The sequence below is a fragment of the Pantoea sp. alder81 genome (assembly GCF_020179835.1).
GTDB lineage: Bacteria > Pseudomonadota > Gammaproteobacteria > Enterobacterales > Enterobacteriaceae > Pantoea.
This window is the reverse complement of sequence record NZ_JAIUDA010000007.1, coordinates 237,831-253,652: the sequence shown is the minus strand read 5'-3', so window position 1 is coordinate 253,652 and position 15,822 is coordinate 237,831. Positions and strand designations below refer to the sequence as shown.

The 15,822-nt window shown below is 54.9% G+C and carries 14 protein-coding genes; 9 read left to right on the top strand and 5 right to left on the bottom strand.

Translation table 11 applies throughout. From position 1 onward, the window contains the following. The first annotated feature begins 105 nt into the window (after positions 1 to 105). From glmS to LBW88_RS19215, 7 genes are all read left to right on the top strand, one after another. Positions 106 to 1,935: a glutamine--fructose-6-phosphate transaminase (isomerizing) gene (gene glmS, locus LBW88_RS19245; RefSeq protein WP_224933640.1), complete on the top strand. Its 1,830-nt coding sequence runs from the start codon at positions 106 to 108 to the stop codon at positions 1,933 to 1,935. Between the two features lie 178 nt (positions 1,936 to 2,113). Beyond that, complete coding sequence (pstS, locus tag LBW88_RS19240; protein ID WP_224933641.1) at positions 2,114 to 3,157, top strand: phosphate ABC transporter substrate-binding protein PstS; 1,044 nt, start codon at positions 2,114 to 2,116, stop codon at positions 3,155 to 3,157. Positions 3,158 to 3,247: 90 nt separating this feature from the next. After that, positions 3,248 to 4,210, top strand: coding sequence for a phosphate ABC transporter permease PstC (pstC, locus tag LBW88_RS19235; protein WP_224933642.1), 963 nt, complete (start codon positions 3,248 to 3,250; stop codon positions 4,208 to 4,210). Beyond that, positions 4,207 to 5,094: a phosphate ABC transporter permease PstA gene (gene pstA, locus LBW88_RS19230; protein WP_038643964.1), complete on the top strand. Its 888-nt coding sequence runs from the start codon at positions 4,207 to 4,209 to the stop codon at positions 5,092 to 5,094. Before pstC ends, pstA begins: the two co-directional genes overlap by 4 nt. A gap of 44 nt (positions 5,095 to 5,138) precedes the next feature. Then, on the top strand, positions 5,139 to 5,912 hold the full coding sequence (pstB, locus tag LBW88_RS19225) for a phosphate ABC transporter ATP-binding protein PstB (RefSeq protein ID WP_034830029.1): 774 nt from the start codon (positions 5,139 to 5,141) through the stop codon (positions 5,910 to 5,912). Between the two features lie 14 nt (positions 5,913 to 5,926). Further along, entirely contained in the window at positions 5,927 to 6,661 is a 735-nt protein-coding gene (gene phoU / locus LBW88_RS19220) for a phosphate signaling complex protein PhoU (RefSeq protein WP_034830028.1), read from the top strand. Between the two features lie 119 nt (positions 6,662 to 6,780). Then, complete coding sequence (locus LBW88_RS19215) at positions 6,781 to 8,019, top strand: MFS transporter (protein ID WP_224933643.1); 1,239 nt, start codon at positions 6,781 to 6,783, stop codon at positions 8,017 to 8,019. A gap of 193 nt (positions 8,020 to 8,212) precedes the next feature. Here the strand turns inward: LBW88_RS19215 and yieH are convergent, their stop codons facing one another. Further along, on the bottom strand, positions 8,213 to 8,872 hold the full coding sequence (gene yieH / locus LBW88_RS19210; RefSeq protein WP_224933644.1) for a 6-phosphogluconate phosphatase: 660 nt from the start codon (positions 8,870 to 8,872) through the stop codon (positions 8,213 to 8,215). Between the two features lie 150 nt (positions 8,873 to 9,022). On the opposite strand from yieH, the gene LBW88_RS19205 reads away from it, so the two are divergent. Continuing rightward, a complete protein-coding gene (locus tag LBW88_RS19205; protein ID WP_224933645.1) occupies positions 9,023 to 10,336 on the top strand; it encodes an NCS2 family permease in 1,314 nt (437 codons plus the stop codon). A 27-nt stretch (positions 10,337 to 10,363) separates the two neighbouring features. On the opposite strand, the gene LBW88_RS19200 is transcribed toward LBW88_RS19205, so the two are convergent. Further along, complete coding sequence (locus LBW88_RS19200) at positions 10,364 to 11,116, bottom strand: 4'-phosphopantetheinyl transferase family protein (RefSeq protein WP_224933646.1); 753 nt, start codon at positions 11,114 to 11,116, stop codon at positions 10,364 to 10,366. A gap of 291 nt (positions 11,117 to 11,407) precedes the next feature. On the opposite strand from LBW88_RS19200, the gene LBW88_RS19195 reads away from it, so the two are divergent. Further along, positions 11,408 to 11,917, top strand: coding sequence for a flavin reductase family protein (locus tag LBW88_RS19195; RefSeq protein WP_034830017.1), 510 nt, complete (start codon positions 11,408 to 11,410; stop codon positions 11,915 to 11,917). A gap of 44 nt (positions 11,918 to 11,961) precedes the next feature. Here the strand turns inward: LBW88_RS19195 and LBW88_RS19190 are convergent, their stop codons facing one another. The 3 genes from LBW88_RS19190 to yidC form a co-directional block, all read right to left on the bottom strand. After that, positions 11,962 to 12,552: a malonic semialdehyde reductase gene (locus LBW88_RS19190; RefSeq protein ID WP_100701613.1), complete on the bottom strand. Its 591-nt coding sequence runs from the start codon at positions 12,550 to 12,552 to the stop codon at positions 11,962 to 11,964. Positions 12,553 to 12,727: 175 nt separating this feature from the next. Continuing rightward, complete coding sequence (gene mnmE, locus LBW88_RS19185; protein WP_224933647.1) at positions 12,728 to 14,092, bottom strand: tRNA uridine-5-carboxymethylaminomethyl(34) synthesis GTPase MnmE; 1,365 nt, start codon at positions 14,090 to 14,092, stop codon at positions 12,728 to 12,730. An 83-nt stretch (positions 14,093 to 14,175) separates the two neighbouring features. Further along, positions 14,176 to 15,822: a membrane protein insertase YidC gene (gene yidC / locus LBW88_RS19180; protein ID WP_224933648.1), complete on the bottom strand. Its 1,647-nt coding sequence runs from the start codon at positions 15,820 to 15,822 to the stop codon at positions 14,176 to 14,178.

Sequence of the window (15,822 nt, the reverse complement as noted above, 5' to 3'; positions counted from 1 at the left end):
GAAATTTGAAGTATGAAGGGTAGATCCCCCACTCTCTACAAGGCTCGGGGAAATCAGGTCAGAAGACAACGCAATGGCCGAAAGCCATGAAGTCAGGAAACTATTATGTGTGGAATTGTTGGTGCAGTAGCGCAGCGTGACATCGCAGAAATTCTGCTGGAAGGTCTGCGTCGTCTTGAGTATCGCGGTTATGACTCTGCGGGTCTGGCAGTGGTGGATCGTCAGGGGCACATGACGCGTCTGCGTCGTCTCGGCAAAGTGGCCAATCTGGCCGAAGCCGCAGAGCAGCAGCCGCTGATTGGTGGCACCGGTATCGCTCACACTCGTTGGGCAACCCACGGTGAGCCATCAGAAGCGAATGCGCATCCGCATGTCTCTGAGCACATCATCATTGTGCACAACGGCATCATTGAGAACCATGAGCCACTGCGTGCTCAGATGATTGAGCGCGGCTATACCTTTGCCTCAGAAACCGACACCGAAGTGGTGGCGCATCTGGTGCACTGGGAGCAGAAACAGGGCGGCACATTGCGCGAAGTGGTACTGCGCGTGATCCCGCAACTGCGCGGTGCTTATGGCATGGTGATCATGGACAGCCGCGATCCGTCCGTGCTGGTGGCCGCCCGCTCTGGCAGCCCGCTGGTGATCGGCCGTGGTGTAGGTGAGAACTTTATCGCTTCCGATCAGCTGGCCTTGCTGCCGGTGACCCGCCGCTTTATGTATCTGGAAGAGGGCGATATCGCTGAAATCACCCGCCGTGAAGTCACTATCATCGATCGTGATGGCAAGCCAGCCAAACGTGCGGAAATTGAATCTACTGCGCAATACGATGCCGGTGATAAAGGTACCTATCGCCACTACATGCAGAAAGAGATCTACGAGCAGCCAAACGCGATTAAAAACACCATTACCGGTCGTTTTAACCACGGGCAGGTCGATCTCAGCGAGCTGGGCCCCCATGCCGAAGAATTACTGAGCAAGGTTGAGCACATCCAGATTATTGCCTGCGGCACGTCATACAACTCTGGCATGGTATCGCGTTACTGGTTTGAGTCGCTGGCCAACCTTCCTTGTGATGTGGAAATCGCCTCTGAATTCCGCTATCGCAAATCCGCGGTGCGCAAAAACAGCCTGCTGATCACCCTGTCGCAATCGGGTGAAACCGCCGATACGCTGGCTGCGCTGCGTCTGTCAAAAGAACTCGGCTATCTCGGTTCGCTGGCCATCTGTAACGTTGCGGGCTCTTCGCTGGTGCGTGAGTCCGATCTGGCGCTGATGACCAAAGCCGGCACCGAAATTGGTGTGGCCTCGACCAAAGCCTTCACCACCCAGCTGGCGGTTCTACTGATGCTGGTGGCGAAACTGGGTCGTCTGCATGGCATGAAGCCGGAAACCGAGCACGAAATCGTGCATGCGTTGCAGGCCCTACCGAGCCGAATTGAGCAGATGCTGGCGCAGGATAAAGTGATTGAAAGCCTGGCGGAAGGTTTCTCTGACAAACATCATGCGTTGTTCCTTGGTCGTGGCGATCAGTACCCGATTGCGATGGAAGGCGCGCTGAAGCTGAAAGAGATCTCCTATATCCACGCAGAAGCCTACGCGGCCGGAGAGCTCAAACACGGCCCGCTGGCGCTGATTGATGCCGATATGCCGGTTATCGTGGTCGCGCCGAACAACGAGCTGCTGGAGAAGCTGAAATCCAACATTGAAGAGGTGCGTGCGCGCGGCGGTCTGCTGTACGTGTTTGCCGATCAGGATGCCGGTTTCACCGATAGCGATGGCATGAAAATCATCTCTCTGCCACACGTAGAAGAGGTGATTGCACCGATCTTCTATACGGTGCCATTACAGCTGCTTTCGTATCATGTCGCGCTGATTAAAGGTACAGATGTTGACCAGCCGCGTAACCTGGCGAAATCAGTTACCGTTGAATAATCAGTAGAAAGAGCGGGTCTGCAACGGGCCCGTTCGCTTTTTAATCGGTGTCATATAACTGTCATATTTCGTACATTTCACTGTCATCAAACTGTCCTATTTTCCCTCCAGCAGCAATCACTGACTCTTACTAAAAAAGGCATTGAGCCTGATTTTTTTTGAATCCCCTGGAGGGAACATGACACTGATGCGTACATCCGTAGCCCGAATCCTCGCCGCCACCTTCGCAGTAAGCGCGGTATCTGCTTTTGCAGCCACCGATCTGACTGGCGCTGGCGGTACATTCCCGGCACCGGTTTATGCCAAGTGGGCAGCAGAATACCAGCAAGCCACCGGTAGCAAAATCAACTATCAGGGTATTGGTTCTTCAGGCGGCGTTAAGCAGATCATCGCTAAAACCGTTGATTTCGGTGCGTCAGATGCGCCGATGGCTGATGCCGATTTGGAAAAAAATGGTCTGTTCCAGTTCCCTACCGTTATCGGTGGCGTGGTGCTGGCCGTTAACATCCCAGGTGTAAAATCAGGTGAACTGACGCTGGACGGCAAAACCGTTGGCGACATCTACCTGGGCAACATCAAAAAGTGGAACGACCCGGCGATCACTAAACTGAACCCAGGCGTGAAACTGCCAGACACTAACATCAACGTGGTTCGCCGCGCAGATGGTTCAGGTACCTCTTTCGTTTTCACCAGCTACCTGTCTAAAGTCAACAGCGACTGGAACAGCAAAATTGGTAAAGGCAACACCGTTAACTGGCCAACCGGTCTGGGCGGTAAAGGTAACGACGGCGTTGCAGCCTTCGTTCAGCGTCTGCCAGGTTCAATCGGTTACGTTGAGTATGCTTACGCTAAGCAGAACAACCTGACCTACACCAAACTGATGGATGCTGATGGTAAAGCTGTTGCACCAAGCGAAGCTAGCTTTGCGAATGCTGCCAAAGGCGCAGACTGGAGCAAATCTTTCGCTCAAGACCTGACCTTCCAGAAAGGTGCAGATGCATGGCCAATATCTTCTACCACCTTCATCCTGATCTACAAAGAGCAGGCTGATGCGGCTAAAGGTGCTGAAGTGATGAAGTTCTTCGACTGGGCTTACAAAGGCGGCAGCAAAACTGCAACCGCACTGGATTACGCTGCGCTGCCAGAAAGCGTTGCTAACCAGATTCGCACTGCCTGGAAAGCGAACATCAAAGACAGCTCCGGCAAAGCGATTTATAAGTAAGCGAATGACCCGGTTAGTCTCCCCTGACTGACCAACCCGATGGGCGGCATGGTATGCCGCCCTGAACTTCCTCTGAGAACCGAGAAACTTATGGCTGCCACTAAGCCGACGTTCAAAGCCCCAGGTAAACAAGGTGACATGATTTTCGGCGCGCTGGTGAAACTTTCCGCGCTTATCGTGTTGTTGTTGATGGGTGGCATTATCGTCTCCCTGATTTTCTCTTCCTGGCCTAGCATCCAAAAATTTGGTTTTTCCTTCTTATGGACCAAAACCTGGGATGCGCCAAACGAACAATTTGGTGCGCTGGTACCGATTTACGGCACCCTCGTCACCTCCATTATTGCTCTGGTCATCGCGGTGCCGGTGAGCTTTGGCATTGCGCTGTTCCTGACGGAACTGTCGCCTAACTGGCTACGTCGCCCGCTGGGTACCGCGATTGAACTGTTAGCAGCAATCCCGAGTATCGTTTACGGCATGTGGGGCCTGTTTATCTTCGCCCCGCTGTTCGCTGAGTACTTCCAGACGCCGGTCGGCAACGTCATGTCGAACATTCCGATTGTGGGCACCCTGTTCTCAGGCCCGGCTTTCGGTATCGGTATTCTGGCCGCAGGTGTGATCCTCGCCATCATGATCATTCCGTACATTGCTTCGGTGATGCGTGATGTGTTTGAGCAGACGCCGGTGATGATGAAAGAGTCCGCTTATGGCATCGGTTGCACCACGTGGGAAGTGATCTGGCGCATCGTGCTGCCATTCACCAAAAACGGCGTGATCGGTGGTGTGATGCTGGGACTCGGCCGAGCACTAGGTGAAACCATGGCGGTGACCTTTATCATCGGTAACACCTACCAGCTCGACAGCGCATCGTTGTTTATGCCGGGCAACAGTATCACCTCCGCACTGGCGAACGAGTTCGCCGAAGCCGAATCAGGTGTGCACGTAGCCGCGCTGATGGAGCTGGGACTGATCCTGTTCGTGATTACCTTTATCGTGCTGGCGATCTCTAAACTGATGATCCTGCGTCTGGCGAAGAGTGAAGGAGCCCGTTCATGACAGCTATTGAAATGCAGGCTCGCGCTGAGCTGGAAGCCTCTCGCCGCAAAATGCAGGCGTGGCGCAGCACCAAAAACAAAATCGCTCTGACCTTGTCGATGCTGACCATGGCCTTTGGCCTGTTCTGGCTGGTGTGGATTCTGTTCACCACCGTCACCAAAGGCATCGATGGTCTGAGCTGGTCACTGTTCACCGAATCAACGCCGCCGCCAAATACCGCAGGCGGTGGTTTGGCCAACGCCCTGGCGGGCAGTGGATTATTGATTCTGTGGTCAACGGTAATCGGTACGCCGCTGGGCATCATGGCGGGTATTTACCTGGCAGAATATGGTCGCAAGCACTGGCTGGCGGAAGTGATTCGCTTCATCAACGACATCTTGTTGTCAGCACCGTCGATTGTAGTGGGCTTGTTTGTCTACACCATTGTGGTCGCACAGATGCAGCACTTCTCTGGCTGGGCGGGTGTGGTGGCGCTGGCGCTGTTGCAGATTCCGATCGTGATTCGTACCTCAGAAAACATGCTGCGTCTGGTACCAGACAGCATGCGTGAAGCGGCTTATGCGCTGGGTACGCCGAAGTGGAAGATGATTTCGGCCATCACGCTGAAAGCCTCAGTATCCGGGATTATCACTGGTGTGCTGCTGGCCGTCGCGCGTATCGCCGGCGAAACCGCACCGCTGCTGTTTACTGCACTGTCGAACCAGTTCTGGAGCACCGACATGATGCAGCCAATCGCCAACTTGCCAGTGACGATCTTCAAATTCGCCATGAGCCCGTTTGCGGAATGGCAAAGCCTGGCATGGGCGGGTGTGTTGATCATTACCCTGTGTGTGCTGCTGCTGAACATTGTCGCGCGAGTGGTTTTCGCCAAGGGCAAACACTAATTTCCCGGCGCGGCTTCGGCGGCGCTGCACAAGAGAGATGAGCAATGAGTATGGCAACGACTTCTGCCGGTAAAATTCAGGTTCGCAATCTGAACTTCTATTACGGAAAGTTTCACGCTCTGAAGAACATTAACCTGGATATCGCGAAGAACCAGGTCACCGCCTTCATCGGACCATCAGGCTGTGGTAAATCCACCCTGCTGCGCACCTTCAACAAAATGTACTCGCTCTACCCTGAGCAGCGTGCTGAAGGTGACATTCTGCTGGATGGCGACAATATTCTGGCTTCCCATCAGGATATCGCCCTGCTGCGCGCACGCGTCGGCATGGTGTTCCAGAAGCCAACGCCGTTCCCAATGTCGATTTATGACAACATCGCGTTTGGCGTGCGTCTGTTTGAAAAGCTGTCACGTGCAGATATGGACGAGCGTGTGCAGTGGGCGCTGACCAAAGCCGCACTGTGGAATGAAACCAAAGACAAGCTGCATCAGAGCGGTTACAGTCTCTCAGGTGGACAGCAGCAGCGTCTGTGTATCGCACGCGGCATCGCGATTCGCCCGGAAGTATTGTTGTTGGATGAGCCATGCTCAGCACTTGACCCGATCTCCACTGGTCGTATCGAAGAGCTGATCACCGAGCTGAAGCAGGATTACACCGTGGTGATCGTGACGCACAACATGCAGCAGGCCGCGCGTTGTTCTGATCATACCGCTTTCATGTATCTGGGCGAGCTGATTGAGTTCAGCGACACCGATACACTGTTTACCAAGCCCGCACAGAAGCAGACCGAAGATTACATCACCGGTCGTTACGGCTGATTCAGGAGACGCACATGGATAATTTGAATCTGAATAAACACATCTCCGGTCAGTTCAACGCGGAGCTGGAGCACATTCGCACTCAGGTGATGATCATGGGTGGCATGGTTGAGCAGCAGCTCACCGACGCCATTACCGCGATGCACAACCAGGATGGCGAGCTGGCACGTCGCGTCATCGACGGTGACCAGAAGGTCAACATGATGGAAGTGGAGATTGATGAAGCCTGCGTGCGCATCATCGCCAAACGTCAGCCTACCGCGATTGATTTGCGTCTGGTCATGGCGATCATCAAGACCATCTCTGAGCTGGAACGTATCGGTGATGTTGCAGAGAAAATCAGCCGCACGGCGCTGGAGAAGTTCAGCCAGCAGCACCTGCCTCTGCTGGTGAGCCTGGAGTCTCTTGGCCGCCACACCGTGCAGATGCTGCACGACGTGCTGGATGCCTTCGCGCGCATGGACCTTAATGAAGCCATTAAGATCTATCGTGAAGACAAGAAAGTCGATAAAGAGTACGAAGGCATTGTGCGTCAGCTGATGACCTACATGATGGAAGATCCACGCACCATCCCAAGCGTACTGACGGCCCTGTTCTGTGCCCGCGCCATCGAGCGTATCGGTGACCGTTGCCAGAACATCTGCGAAATTATTTTCTATTTCGTCAAAGGTCAGGATTTCCGTCACGTTGGCGGCGACAAGCTGGATGAACTGCTGTCAGGCGACGACGGCAGCAATAAACCCTCTTAATTGCCGTTTCGGCTGCCTGTTGCCACTGTGGCTGACAGGCAGCCATCTTCATTTCTGATTGGTCTCCGCGAACCCCTCTCTTTATACTTGGCGCACTTTTTTCTGCCAGGTGCTGTTAAATGTCTTCCCCAATAACGAAAAAGAACGCCGTTACTCCGGCGAAAGCCATGCTCGCCGCCATTAGTGGCTACGCGATGGACGGCTTCGATCTATTAATTCTGGGCTTTATGTTACCCGCTATCAGCGTGTCGCTGGCGCTCGATCCTTCTCAGGCGGGTTCGCTGGTCACCTGGACGCTGATTGGCGCGGTGATCGGTGGCATCGTGTTTGGCCATCTCAGCGATCGCTATGGTCGTATCCGCATTCTCACCGTCACTATTTTGATGTTTTCGGTGTTCACCGGACTGTGCGCCGTGGCGCAGGGTTACTGGGATCTGCTGGCCTATCGCACGCTAGCGGGCGTCGGCTTAGGCGGTGAGTTTGGTATCGGCATGGCGCTGATTGCGGAAGCCTGGCCAAAAGAGAAGCGTAATCGTGCCTCGGCGTGGGTTGGCATTGGCTGGCAGCTGGGTGTATTGCTGGCGGCGTTTATTACTCCACCGCTGTTAAGCGTGATTGGCTGGCGCGGCATGTTCCTGGTGGGACTGCTGCCGGCGCTGGTGTCGTTTGTGATCCGTCGTAGCATGGGCGAGCCTGAAGGCTTTACTCAGCATGTGGAAAAAACACCGCAATTGTCATTTGCCGCGCGCATCAAATTGCTGTTCGCCGACCGTGCCACCAGCAAAGCCAGCCTCGGGATTTTCATCCTCTGCTCAGTGCAGAACTTCGGTTACTACGGACTGATGATCTGGATGCCGAGCTATCTGTCATCGAATTTTGGCTTCAGTCTCACTAAGTCCGGCTTGTGGACAGCTGTCACCGTGGTCGGCATGACCTTTGGTATCTGGCTGTTCGGCGTATTGGCCGATCGCTTCGCGCGCTGGAAGATTTTCCTGCTGTACCAGTTTGGTGCGGTGGTGATGGTGGTGGTGTATGCGCAGCTGCGTGATCCTACTGTGATGCTGTTCACTGGCGCGATCATGGGGATGTTTGTGAATGGCATGATTGGCGGCTATGGCGCGCTGATCTCGGACACCTTCCCGCCACAGGCGCGTGCCACCGCGCAAAACGTATTGTTTAACCTTGGGCGTGGTGTAGGCGGCTTTGGTCCGCTGGTGATCGGCCTGCTGGCCGCGAAAATCTCATTCACGGCGGCGATCACCCTGCTGGCGCTGATTTATCTGCTGGATATCGTTGCCACGCTGTTCCTGCTGCCGAAGCAGCAGAGCAACGAGGATTCGCTGGGCGCGATTGGTTAAGGCGTATCGGTTGCCGGATGCACAGAAAGGTACAACCGGGCACGTAGGTAACCGTTCAGTCTGACCACACAGGTATCAGATACGACTGACCACATGGGTAACACTTTTGTGGTCAGTCGATGCGGGTATTATCTTTACTACCCGGCGCATAATGCGCAGGTCTCTGCAGGGGCGGCATTTATGCCGCCCTGGCTTACACCAAATCCCAGCCTCTTGCGCGCCACAACGCCGGCAGCTGCGCCATATCGTCGAAGCGTGTCACCAGTGGATGATCCAACTCCGGATTATGCGCATCGGCACAGTAATAAAATACCGGAATCCCCGCAGCGATCCCCGCACGCGCACCGGCCTCTGAATCATCCACCAGAATGCACTTCTCAATCGGCACCTGCATCTGTTCCGCCGCGTGATACATCAATTCCGGATCGGGCTTCCAGTGGTTGATGTCGTATCCGCTGTACAGGCGGCCTTCGAGGTACGGCAGCATGCCGGTTAAGCCCAGCGAGTGCTGCATCTTTTTCACTGTACCGTTGGAGACCACACACATCGGTACTTTGACGCTCTCCACCAGCGCCTTAGCTCCGGCAATGGGTTTCAGGTCGAGGTCAAACAGGCGGGCGACGTCAGCGCGATAGGCAGTTTCAAATTCTTCGATGGGCACTGCTTTTTGATGCTGCGCCAGTACATCCCGCACGATGTCATAGAGCTTCACCCCTTTGTACTGCTCAAACATCTGCTGCAAAGAGAGCTCAATACCGTATTGGGCAAAGGTGTTGACGTAAGATTGCGTACAGATCACTTCACTGTCGACCAGCGTACCGTCGCAATCGAAAAACACACATTCAACTGACATCGCACATCATCCTTTTATTAAACAACCAGCTGACACTCTAGCGCACTGAGCGCAGAAAGCGACCCCGGCAACCGTTTGCGAATAATCAGTGTTTTGCATAGCTAAACTCTATAGGATACGCGGCGATAAATTTTTTTTCGGGACAGTTGAATGAACAATCAGGGCTTGTTGCAGCGCATCTTTAAGCTGCAGGAACACGGCACAACCGCGCGCACCGAAGTGATCGCCGGTTTCACGACTTTCCTGACGATGGTGTACATCGTCTTTGTTAACCCGCAGATTTTGGGTGTTGCGGGCATGGATACCCAGGCCGTCTTTGTCACCACCTGTTTGATCGCCGCCTTTGGCAGCATCCTGATGGGGCTGGTGGCGAATTTGCCGGTCGCGCTGGCACCGGCGATGGGATTAAACGCCTTCTTCGCGTTTGTGGTGGTAGGCGCCATGGGTTATTCGTGGCAGGTTGGCATGGGTGCTATCTTCTGGGGCGCACTGGGTCTATTGATCCTGACGCTGCTGCGTGTGCGCTACTGGATGATTGCGAATATCCCAATGAGCCTGCGTGTCGGCATCACCGCCGGGATCGGCCTGTTTATCGCCATGATGGGCCTGAAGAACGCCGGTATTATCGTGCCAAATGCCGATACCATCGTGACGGTGGGTAATCTTACCTCACACAGCGTGCTGCTGGGTGCGCTGGGCTTCTTTATCATCGCGATTTTGGCCTCACGCAATATTCATGCGGCAGTGCTGGTGTCGATTGTGGTGACCACCGCGATCGGCCTGGCGATTGGCGATGTGCAGTTCAGCGGCGTGTTTGCAGCGCCGCCAGCGGTGACTTCGGTCGTGGGTCAGGTCGATATCAAAGGTGCCTTTAACATCGGCATGGCAGGGGTGATCTTCTCCTTTATGCTGGTCAATCTGTTCGACTCCTCCGGCACGCTGATCGGTGTCACCGATAAAGCCGGACTGACCGATGAGAAAGGCACATTCCCGCGTATGAAGCAGGCGCTGTATGTCGACAGCATCAGCTCGGTAACCGGTTCGCTAATCGGCACCTCTTCGGTGACGGCGTATATCGAAAGCTCTTCCGGCGTGGCGATTGGTGGCCGTACCGGCTTGATGGCGGTCGTCACCGGGATTCTGTTCCTGCTGGTGATGTTCCTGTCACCGCTGGCCGCGATGGTGCCATCCTATGCGGCGGCAGGTGCGTTGATTTATGTTGGCGTGTTGATGACGGCGTCGCTGTCACGCGTGCGCTGGGACGATCTCACTGAAGCGGTGCCCGCGTTTGTAACCGCCGCGATGATGCCATTTAGCTTCTCGATCACCGAAGGTATCGCGCTGGGCTTTATCTCTTACTGCGTGATGAAACTTGGGACCGGCCGCTGGCGTGAAATCAGCCCGTGCGTGGTGGTGGTGGCGCTACTGTTTGTACTGAAAATCGCGTTTATCGACGCGCACTAAAAAAACAGGCCGCAATTGCGGCCTGTTTTATGACAGGTGTCCAATTTCTTGCAGCGTGGGAGTGAGGCTGGTGAGGCGCAGCGAGCGCGGGCCAATATTCGGTTTGCTCATTTCAACATCGCGCAGCGGCTGCCACTGCTGTTGCGCATCAATCTCCCACAGGCATAAGCGCTCAGTGCCGGGAGAGAGCGCGCACGACCACACCAGCATCGGCTCGGCATCACACACCGCCTGAATATCCGGAAATACGCTAGAGCGCAGACGACCGGCAGCAGGATGCAGCTGCAGCGAACCGGCACCGTTCTCACTTTCACCGGTTAATTTGAGGATGCTCTGGCGCAGCGTCCAGATTTGCGTCACCGCTTCCATGAAATCCTGCTGCGCGTTGATCCACGCCTTCTCACCTGATGAGAGATCCTGCGTGAGCGTGTCCTGCGTCTGCCGGCTGTGGGCGCGTACAATCTCCATATCCAACCCTGCACGTCCACCTTCTTCGGCAAGCAGCACACCGACCATATTACCGGCATACGCAATGCTGAAGTCAGGGAGGTTAGGATCGGCAAAGCAAGGGCGCCCGCTGCTGGTGGTGACGAGCGGTGGCAGTTCACGAATGCCGTAGACGCGCAGCATCAGCTGAGCCAGCAATTCGCGTGCGGCAAGAAAACGGCTACGGCGCTTGTCAGGGAAGCGCTCGGCGCTGTTAATCACATCCTGTGGAACCCGCAACAGCTCTGAAGAGAGCGGCGAGTTACCCATCCAACGTACAAAATGACTAGCCATCTGTCGCTCCGTGAAAATGGTCAGATAATCATCAGGGCTATTGTAGGAATTTTCTCAGTGGTTTGCATCCGGCATAACATCTAATGACCAAAAATCAGATAAGACCGAAGCGGCGGACATTCCCATTCTGCGACTTTGCATATAACGCTTTTGCTGAATTCGCTCAGATAGGGTGATGCAAAGCGTGATGTGGTGTAGGATTTGGGCAGCAAAACAGCACATCGAAGTGCGCAAACAATCCACCTCAAGTCATCGTGCTCATCGCAAACAGAGGCACGTCGGAGTTTTTTTATGTCAGTAACCTCACTTACTCGCCAGGAATCAATCTCACTTGATGAATTTCGTCATGGTATGCGCCGCCTGACCGCAGGCGTTTCTTTAGTGACCACCGAGTTTCAGGGCGAAAAGCTGGGATTGATTGCGACTTCCGTTAGCTCACTGGCTGCCGAGCCGCCAAGTCTGCTGGTGTGTGTGAATCGTAGCGCATCCAGCCATGATGCATTTGTAAATGCAGGCCACTTTGCCGTCAACGTCCTGCGTGAACAGCATGACGATTTGTGTGCGCAGTTCAGTCAGTCTGCACGTCGTGCAGAACGCTTCCAGAGCGGTGAGTGGCAAACGCTGAACACCGGTGCGCCGGTGCTGGCTGATGCATTGGTGAGTTTTGACTGCCAGCTGGAGAAGGTGGTGGAGTGGAATACGCACAGCGTGCTGCTGGCGCGTATTGTCGGCATTTCACTGCCAGGTGAAGCGGCTGAACCGATGGTCTACTTCAACAGCGGTTTTCACTCGCTGGGCTAAATATGAAAAGTGGGCGTCGCATTGATTGCGACGCCTACGCTCAATCAGGCAAATTTGCTCGCTTCATCAAAGCCGAGGCGCGGCAAGCGCGCATGCAGTTTGCTGGCTTCGCCGTAGCCCAGATTAATCAGTAAGTTCACCTGCCATTTGCTTTCGCTGAAGAAGGCTTCATTGACTTTCGACGGGTCAAAACCGGACATCGGGCCGGCATCCAGCCCCAGCGAACGTGCCGCCAGAATCAAATAACCCGCCTGCAGGCTGCTGTTGCGGAAGGCCGTCTCTTTCGCCAGATCCGGACTGCTGGTGAACCAGCTACGTGCATCGCCATGCGGGAACAGTTTTGGCAGTGCTTCATAAAATTCCGGATCCCACGCCACAATCACCGTTGCCGGTGCCGCCATGGTTTTATCCACATTGCCGGAGGAGAGCGCAGGTTTCAGCTTCTCTTTGCCTTCCTGTGAGGTGACAAACACGAAGCGTCCTGGTGAACAGTTAGCTGAAGTCGGGCCGAGCGCGGTCAGGTTGTAGAGCTGCTGCAATACATCATGAGAAATCGGTTTGTCCTGCCAGTAGCTGTGGGTGCGAGCGTCATTGAACAGCGCGTTCAGCGCCACGCTGTCGAGCGGTGTACTCATGTTTCTCTCCTGTTCAGGCCGCCATCAGCGCCTGATTTTTAGCATGAATAGTGAATGCGGCCGGTGCGCTTTAGCACAGGCCAGCGATCGTTATACTGTAAAGGAGAGAGTGAGCCAAATAACAAAGACGCATGTTTCCCCCAACCAAACAGTGATGGGGGAAACAGGGGAAAGACTACTTACCAATACAGAAGCTGGAGAAAATCCGGCCAAGCAGATCGTCGGAGGTAAACTCACCGGTGATTTCGCTCAGTGCCTGCTGTGCCAGACGCAGTTCTTCCGCCAGCAGTTCACCCGCCCATGCACCCAGCAGCTGGTCTTTGCCCTGCTGTAAGTGAGTAGCCGCCAACTCCAATGCCTGCAGATGGCGTCGACGCGCCAGGAATCCGCCTTCCATATTGCCGGAGAAGCCCATGCTTTGTTTCAAATGATCGCGCAGTGCATCCACGCCTTCGCCAGTGCGCGCAGAGAGGCGAATCAGTGAGTGATCGTTCACTTCTGTCAGGCCCAGCACTTCACCGGTCATATCGGCTTTGTTACGCACCACGGTGATCGGCAGTTGTGCCGGTAAACGTGCGACGAAATCAGGCCAGATAGCAGCGGCTTCAGTGGCATCGGTGGTGGTGCCATCTACCATAAACAGCACGCGATCGGCTTGCTCGATTTCCTGCCAGGCGCGTTCAATCCCGATGCGCTCAACTTCATCGCTGGCTTCACGCAATCCTGCAGTATCGATGATGTGCAGCGGCATACCGTCAATATGAATATGCTCACGCAGCACGTCACGCGTGGTACCGGCGATATCGGTGACAATCGCGGCTTCGCGGCCGGCGAGGGCATTCAACAGGCTGGATTTACCGGCATTAGGGCGACCGGCAATCACCACTTTCATCCCTTCACGCAGCAGGCTGCCCTGACGCGCTTCGGCGCGCACGTTATCAAGGTCGCCGATCACCACATTGAGTTGACCTTCGATTTTGCCGTCAGACAGAAAATCGATCTCCTCATCCGGGAAGTCGATAGCAGCCTCCACATAGATACGCAGGTGAGTGAGTGCTTCCACAAGGGTATTGATGCGCAGTGAAAACGCGCCCTGCAATGAGTTCACGGCGGAGCGTGCGGCCTGCTCTGAGCTGGCGTCGATCAGGTCGGCAATGGCTTCCGCCTGCGCCAGATCGAGTTTGTCATTGAGGAAGGCGCGTTCGGAGAATTCACCCGGCTGGGCGATACGCACACCCGACAGCGCGACGATGCGTTTCAGCAACAGATCCAGAATGACCGGGCCGCCGTGCCCTTGCAGCTCCAGTACATCTTCGCCGGTGAAAGAATTTGGTCCAGGAAACCACAGCGCAATGCCCTGATCCAGCACGCTGCCATCCGCATCGTTGAACGGCAAATAGTCGGCATAGCGCGGTTTCGGCAACTTGCCGAGCACGGCTTGCGCGACGTCAGCGGCTTTGGCACCGGAAATACGCAGAATGCCGACGCCGCCACGGCCGGGAGGCGTCGCCTGGGCAACAATAGTGTCGCTGTGGCTCATGTCTTTCTCACTTTTCACATAAAAAAACAGGGCGACATAAATGCCGCCCCTTGAGTATACGCTGCTGCTGTTGCAGTCAGACGTTACGCTTTCTTCTTGTCGCGGCTATGCAGACCACGTTTTTCCAGGCCGCGATAGATCAGCTGCTGCTGGAGAATGGTCACGAGGTTGCTGACGATGTAGTACAGCACCAGACCCGCAGGGAACCACAGGAAGAACACGGTAAAGATAACCGGCATGTAGGTCATGATCTTCTGCTGCATCGGATCGGTCACGGTGGTCGGTGACATCTTCTGGATGAAGAACATGGTGATACCCATGATAACCGGCAGAATGTAATACGGGTCCTGTGCGGACAGGTCATGAATCCACAGAATGAACGGTGCATGACGCAGCTCAATCGAACCTGACAGCATGTAGTACAAGGCCAGGAAGATAGGCATCTGGATAACCAGAGGCAAGCAGCCACCCAACGGGTTCACTTTCTCTGCTTTATACAGCGCCATCATTTCCTGGCTCTGCTTCTGCTTGTCATCGCCCAGACGCTCACGCATCGCCTGAATCTTCGGCTGCAGCATACGCATCTTCGCCATGGAGGTGTACTGCGCTTTGGTCAGCGGGTACATGATGCCACGAACGATGAAGGTGATAACAATAATCGAGAAGCCCCAGTTACCGATAAAGCTGTGCAGGAATTTCAGCAGCTTAAACAGTGGCTGAGAGATGAACCACAACCAACCGTAATCTACGGTCAGATCCAGGTGAGGCGCGATAGCGGCCATCTTGTCCTGAATTTCCGGGCCTAACCACAAAGTTGCGCCCAGGTCTTGCTGTGCGCCTGCAGCCACGGTCACCGGTGAAGATTTATAACCGATTGCCGCAATGCCGTTACCGAGGTTGCTGGTATACAGGGTGTTGTTACCCTGAGTACGTGGCACCCAAGCGGTGGCAAAGTACTGCTGCAGCATCGCCACCCAACCATTGCTGGTGGTCGCATTCAGGTTCTCGTTATCCGCGATAGTATCGAATTTGTATTTTTCGTATTTCGCTTCGCTGGTCGAGTACGCTGCGCCACGGAAGGTGTGCAGGGCAAAGTTGTTGCTGCCGGTATCACGATGCTTCGGCAGATCAATCGTCTGCTTCAGCTGACCAAACATCGACACTTCCAGCGGCTGCTGTGAGGCGTTATTAATGTTGTAGTCAACGTTAACCGCGAAGTCGCCACGCTTGAACACGAAGGTTTTGGTGTAAACCACACCTTTTTCGTCGGTCCAGGTCAGTGGCACACGCAGCTCGGTCTGGCCATCGGCCATCTCGAAGTGACCTTGTGAGGTGGTGAACAGTGGACGTGCGCCATTGTTCGGGTTGTCCGGACCATTACGACCGGTTAAGCCACTTTGTGCCTGATAAACGAAAGCAGGAGTGGTTTCCAGCAGCTGGAACGGTGCGTCTGAACCCAGTTTATCAGGGTAAGTCAGCAGCAGTGCCTGCTCAATATCGCCACCGCGAGTATTGATGCTGAGTGACAGGACATCAGTCTTAACGGTGATCGTTTGGCCCTGACCGCTAGCCGGGACGCCGGTAGTGGCGGCATCACCCGCTGCGCTGCTTGTGTTTTGCGTGGTCTGAGTCTGCTGTGGCTGCGGAGCGTGGTCCGTCTGCCAGGCTTGCCAGATCATAAAAGACACGAACAGAAAAGCGATGAGAAAGAGATTGCGTTGCGAATCCAT

What these genes read in the sequence shown, in the direction of transcription:
- glmS (WP_224933640.1), top strand. Translation starts at nt 106, where the DNA reads ATGTGTGGAATTGTTGGTGCAGTAGCGCAGCGTGACATCGCAGAAATT.
- pstS (WP_224933641.1), top strand. Translation starts at nt 2,114, where the DNA reads ATGACACTGATGCGTACATCCGTAGCCCGAATCCTCGCCGCCACCTTC.
- pstC (WP_224933642.1), top strand. Translation starts at nt 3,248, where the DNA reads ATGGCTGCCACTAAGCCGACGTTCAAAGCCCCAGGTAAACAAGGTGAC.
- pstA (WP_038643964.1), top strand. Translation starts at nt 4,207, where the DNA reads ATGACAGCTATTGAAATGCAGGCTCGCGCTGAGCTGGAAGCCTCTCGC.
- pstB (WP_034830029.1), top strand. Translation starts at nt 5,139, where the DNA reads ATGAGTATGGCAACGACTTCTGCCGGTAAAATTCAGGTTCGCAATCTG.
- phoU (WP_034830028.1), top strand. Translation starts at nt 5,927, where the DNA reads ATGGATAATTTGAATCTGAATAAACACATCTCCGGTCAGTTCAACGCG.
- LBW88_RS19215 (WP_224933643.1), top strand. Translation starts at nt 6,781, where the DNA reads ATGTCTTCCCCAATAACGAAAAAGAACGCCGTTACTCCGGCGAAAGCC.
- yieH (WP_224933644.1), bottom strand. Translation starts at nt 8,872, where the DNA reads ATGTCAGTTGAATGTGTGTTTTTCGATTGCGACGGTACGCTGGTCGAC.
- LBW88_RS19205 (WP_224933645.1), top strand. Translation starts at nt 9,023, where the DNA reads ATGAACAATCAGGGCTTGTTGCAGCGCATCTTTAAGCTGCAGGAACAC.
- LBW88_RS19200 (WP_224933646.1), bottom strand. Translation starts at nt 11,116, where the DNA reads ATGGCTAGTCATTTTGTACGTTGGATGGGTAACTCGCCGCTCTCTTCA.
- LBW88_RS19195 (WP_034830017.1), top strand. Translation starts at nt 11,408, where the DNA reads ATGTCAGTAACCTCACTTACTCGCCAGGAATCAATCTCACTTGATGAA.
- LBW88_RS19190 (WP_100701613.1), bottom strand. Translation starts at nt 12,552, where the DNA reads ATGAGTACACCGCTCGACAGCGTGGCGCTGAACGCGCTGTTCAATGAC.
- mnmE (WP_224933647.1), bottom strand. Translation starts at nt 14,092, where the DNA reads ATGAGCCACAGCGACACTATTGTTGCCCAGGCGACGCCTCCCGGCCGT.
- yidC (WP_224933648.1), bottom strand. Translation starts at nt 15,822, where the DNA reads ATGGATTCGCAACGCAATCTCTTTCTCATCGCTTTTCTGTTCGTGTCT.